This is a genomic window from Rhizobacter sp. P1_G5 (assembly GCF_056405435.1).
In genome coordinates, this window is record NZ_JBFUCB010000577.1 from 1 (window position 1) to 3881 (window position 3881).

4 protein-coding genes are annotated in these 3881 nt (G+C 72.2%); all 4 read right to left on the bottom strand.

Going from position 1 to position 3881, the window contains the following annotated elements; all coding sequences use genetic code 11:
• Positions 1-217, bottom strand: a 217-nt coding sequence (locus tag AC1D12_RS27260; protein ID WP_477844155.1) for a thermonuclease family protein, incomplete at its 3' end; no start/stop codon positions are given.
• Positions 214-612: a YkvA family protein gene (locus tag AC1D12_RS27265; RefSeq protein WP_477844157.1), complete on the bottom strand. Its 399-nt coding sequence runs from the start codon at positions 610-612 to the stop codon at positions 214-216. The genes AC1D12_RS27265 and AC1D12_RS27260, both read right to left, overlap by 4 nt.
• The gene (locus AC1D12_RS27270; protein ID WP_477844159.1) at positions 612-3104 is read right to left on the bottom strand and encodes a ligase-associated DNA damage response DEXH box helicase; all 2493 of its coding nucleotides are present in this window, start codon (positions 3102-3104) and stop codon (positions 612-614) included. Before AC1D12_RS27270 ends, AC1D12_RS27265 begins: the two co-directional genes overlap by 1 nt.
• Positions 3101-3881 (bottom strand): cation:proton antiporter domain-containing protein (locus AC1D12_RS27275; RefSeq protein WP_477844161.1); only part of this gene is annotated, 781 nt, incomplete at its 5' end. The genes AC1D12_RS27270 and AC1D12_RS27275, both read right to left, overlap by 4 nt.

Genomic DNA, 3881 nt, shown 5'->3' on the forward strand with positions numbered 1-3881 from the left:
CCAGTGCCTCGGTCGCCTGCGGGCCCCAGGCCTGGCAGTGCTCCGGCGCATCGATGCCTTGCAGGCGCAGCTTCTTCGGCTTCGCCCTGGGCGACGCGCCATCGACCCGCACCCACAGCGTGTCGCCATCGGTCACGTGGGTCACGACGCCGCTGGCCGCCTGTACCGGCCCGGCCGCCAGCAGCGCGGCCAGGCACACCCCACCCAACCACCTCATCCGCCGAAGATCCCGCGCACCAGCCACCAGACGAACGCGCCGAACAACAGCAGCCACACCAGGACCACCAGCAGCGCACCCCACCACCAGCGCGGCAGCTTCTCGCGCGTGCGCTCGGCCTCGACCAGCAGCGCCTGCCACAGCGGATCGGGCGTCATCTTGCGCACCAGCGCAACGCCCAGCGGGATGATCAGCAGGTCGTCCAGCTGCCCGAGCACCGGGATGAAATCCGGGATCAGGTCGATCGGGCTCACCGCATAGGCGATCACCGCCACCGCGACGAGCTTCGCGCCGCGCGGCGCCTGCGGGTGCTTGAACAGCTTCCACAGCGCGATCAGGTAGGTCGCCAGCCGGGCGGTGTTGGCCGCGCGCAGCAGCCGGGATTTGCGCAACATCATCGTGGGTCCTGGGGACGGGGGGCGGCCGCACGCTCCATGTCCTTGAGCATGCGGGCCAGCCGGTCGTTGAGCTTCTCGGTGCTGAGTTTCTCTCGAAAGCGCTCCACCATCAGCGGCAGCGCGAACGGGCTGGGCACCTCGAGCTCGACGAACGCGATGCGCTGCCCCCGCATGCGCTCCAAGCTGGCGGCGAGCCGCCGGATATCAAGCTCCTGGCTCAGCACCTCGGTCTGCGCCTGCCCGAGCAGCCGGTTGCCGGCGTCGTACTTGCGGAACACCTCGTAGAACAGCGTGCTCGACGCCTGCAGCTGGCGCGCGCTCTTCGGCTGCCCCGGGTAGCCGCTGAAGACCAGCCCCGCCACGCGCGCGATCTCGCGAAACCGCCGCCGCGCCAGCTCGCTGGAGTTCAGGCTCGCGAGCACGTCGTCGAGCAGGGTGTCGTCGCCGAAAAGTTCACCATCCAGCAAGGGCCGCGGGTCGATCGGCAGCGCGCTCAGCAACTCCAGCCCATAGTCGTTGATCGAGATGCTGAAGGTGTTGGGCGCGTCGCGCGCGAGCCGCCAGGCCAGCAGGCTCGCGAGGCCGATGTGCACGTTGCGCCCGYCGAACGGGTACATGAACAGGTGCTGCCCCTCGCGCGAGCGGATGCGCTCCACCAGCAGCGTGCCCGGCGTCGGCAGCCGCGAGAGCCGCTGTTGCGCCTGCAGCATCGGCTGCGCGGCCTGCAGCTCCGGCGCGTCGAAATCGCCGGCGTCGACCGCGGCCAGCACCTCCAGCACCGCATCGGCCAGCTCGCTCGACAGCGGCATCTTGCTGCCGTTCCAGTTCGTCACGACGCCCTTGCGGCCCTCGGCGCGCCGCACGTAGGCCGTCATCTCCTGCGTGCGCACGTACTCCAGCGTGCGGCCCGCGAAGACGAAGCAGTCGCCGGCGCGCAGCCGCGCGATGAAGCCCTCCTCCACCGTGCCGATGCGCCCGCCGCTCAGGTACTTCACCTGCATCGCCGAGTCGGCGACGATGGTGCCCACCTGCAGCTTGTGGCGCCGCGCGATGCCGCGGTCGGGCACGCGGTACACGCCGTCGATCGCCTGCACGCGGTGGTATTCCGGGTAGGCCGTGAGGCTCGCGCCGCCCTGCTCGACGAAGGCCAGCGCCCAGTCGAACTCGTCGCGCGCCAGCGCGCGGTAGGCGTGCGCCGTCCGCACCTCGTCGTACAGCGCATCGGCCGTGAAGCCGCCGCCGAGCGCCACCGTCACCAGGTGCTGCACCAGCACGTCGAACGGCTTGTCGGGCGTCGCACGCTTCTCGATGCGGCCCTGCTGCGCGGCGCGCCGCGCGGCCACCGCCTCCACCAGCTCCAGCGTGTTGGTGGGCACGAGCGTGATGCGGCTCGGCCGCCCCGGCGCATGGCCGCTGCGGCCGGCACGCTGCAGCAGCCGCGCGATGCCCTTGGCCGAGCCGACCTGCAGGACGCGCTCCACCGGCAGGAAGTCGACGCCCAGGTCCAGCGACGAGGTCGCGACCACCGCCTTCAGCCGCCCCTCCTTCAGCCCCAGCTCCACCCACTCGCGCACGGCAGGATCCAGCGAGCCGTGGTGCAGCGCGACGCTGCCGGCCCATTCCGGCCGCTGTTCCAGCAGCATCTGGTACCAGGCCTCGGCCTGCGAGCGCATGTTGACGAACACCAGCGTCGTGCCGGATCGCTCGATCTCGTCGACCACCGGCTGCTGCATCTGCTTGCCGAGGTGGCCACCCCACGAGAAGCGGCCGGGCTCGTGCGGCAGCAGCGTGTCGATCAGCAGCGTCTTGTCGAGGCTGCCTTGCACCTTCGTACCGGGTGTGTCCCCGAGCAGCACGCGCATCGCGTCGTCCAGGTTGCCGAGCGTCGCGCTCAGGCCCCAGGTCGCGAGCCCCGGGTTCCAGCGCTTCAGGCGCGCCAGCGCCAGCTGCACCTGCACGCCGCGCTTGTTGCCCATCAGCTCGTGCCATTCGTCGACGATCACGGTGTGCACGGCGGCGAGTTCGTCGCGCGCGGCTTCGCGGGTCAGCATCAGGCTCAGCGATTCGGGCGTCGTCACGAGCACGCTCGGAAAGCGCCGGTCCTGCCGCGCGCGCTCGGCCGACGGCGTGTCGCCGGTGCGCAGGCCGAGGCTCCATCCGCTGCCCAGCTCGGTCAGCGGCACCTGCAGCGCCCGCGCCGAATCGGCGGCCAGCGCGCGCATCGGGGTGATCCACAGCACGCCGAGCGGTGGCGGCTGCAGCGCCAGCGGGTCGATGCCGCGGCGCGCCGCATTCGCGAGCGCACCGAACCACACCGCATAGGTCTTGCCGGCGCCGGTGGTGGCGTGCAGCAGGCCGCTGCGGCCGTCGGCCAGCGCGGCCCAGACCTCGCGCTGGAACGCGAACGGCTTCCAGCCGCGTTGCGCGAACCAGCGCGCGCCGAGCCCGGGCTCGCGTTGCAACTCGCTCCCCTTCGCGCGGCGGTTCATTCCGCCTGCGGGTCCCGCGAGCGCAGCGCCAGCGCCACCCGCGACACCCGCCCGTCCACCATCTCGCCCACCTCGAAGTGCGCGCCATGCCATTCGACGCCGTCGCCTGCGCCGTGGCCGCGCGCGAGGTTGTCGGTCAACCAGTCGCCGAGCGACGGCCCGGCGTTGTGCGGCACCGGCAGCTGGAAGAACGCGAACACCTCGGCCAGCGGCAGGTTGGCATCGAGCCAGAGCCGGCCCTGCACCGCGCGCTCGGTGTCCGGCGGCAGCGCCGGCGGCTCGACGACACCGAGCCGGTGCGCCACCCAGCGCAGCGAGACGCCCTGCATCAGCAGCGACGCCAGCACCACGCCGAACGCGACGTTGAAGAAGCGGTAGCTGTCGGGCACGCGCGCCATCAGCGGGAACAGCGCCAGCACGATCGGCACCGCGCCGCGCAACCCCACCCAGCCGATGAACAGGCTCTGCGCCGCCGGGAAGCGCAGCGGCGCGAGGCACAGCCACACCGCCAGCGGCCGCGCGACGAACAGCAGCGCCGCCACCACCGCGACGATCGGCACCGCCATGTCGAGCATCTGCCGCGGCGACACCAGCAGCCCGAGCAGCACGAACAGGCTCGCCTGCGCGGCCCACGCGAAGCCGTCGAGCGCCGACGACCCAGCGTGCGCCGCCGCCTCGGCGCGCGCACGCACCTGCAGGCCGAACAGGTAGACCGCGAGGAAACCCGAGCCCTCGACCAGCCCCGCCGCGGCGAACACCGCCAGCCCGCCCGACAGC

Coding starts and splice junctions, on each gene's coding strand:
- AC1D12_RS27265 (WP_477844157.1), bottom strand. CDS start 612: ATGTTGCGCAAATCCCGGCTGCTGCGCGCGGCCAACACCGCCCGGCTG.